The sequence below is a fragment of the Thermus sp. FJN-A genome (genome assembly GCF_054655095.1).
Genome location: NZ_BAAHSC010000085.1, coordinates 1 through 459 on the forward strand (window position 1 = coordinate 1; position 459 = coordinate 459).

1 protein-coding gene is annotated in these 459 nt (G+C 65.1%); it reads right to left on the bottom strand.

The features are described from left to right. Nucleotides 1-229, bottom strand: a 229-nt coding sequence (locus tag ACYQ0J_RS00450; protein WP_460170252.1) for a P-loop NTPase family protein, incomplete at its 3' end; no start/stop codon positions are given. Between the last annotated feature and the right edge of the window lie 230 nt (nucleotides 230-459).

The following is a 459-nucleotide window of genomic DNA, read 5'->3' on the forward strand; positions in this document are numbered from 1 at the left end:
CCACCGGGATTCCGGCGTCCCAAAGCCCCCGGAAGAGGTCCTTCAGGAAGGTCCCGAAGGGGGCCACCCGCTCCGTCCACACCACGGGGGCCCAGGCCTCGAGGGCGGGGAGGAGCTCCCTGAGGAGCGCCGTCTTCCCGTACCCCGGCGGGGCGGAGAGCACCACCCCCCTCCCGGCCCGCACCGAGAGGAGGACCGCCCGCCCCTCCTCCTTCCGGCCCACGAACATACTTACAGACTAACAGAGTCTGTAAGTTCGGAGGTCTGTAAGTCTGTAAGTTGCAGAGTCTGTTAGTCTGGAAGTTCGGAAGTCTGTAAGTTCCAGAGTTACAGAGTTCGGAAGTTCGTAAGTTCGGAAGTCCCCCCCAGGGATCCCGGCGTCCAGGGGGCGGGGCTCGAGGACCCCCCCTTGCCTTCCACGGGCCATTTGGGTAGCATGCCTCCCGTGGGCAAACCCCT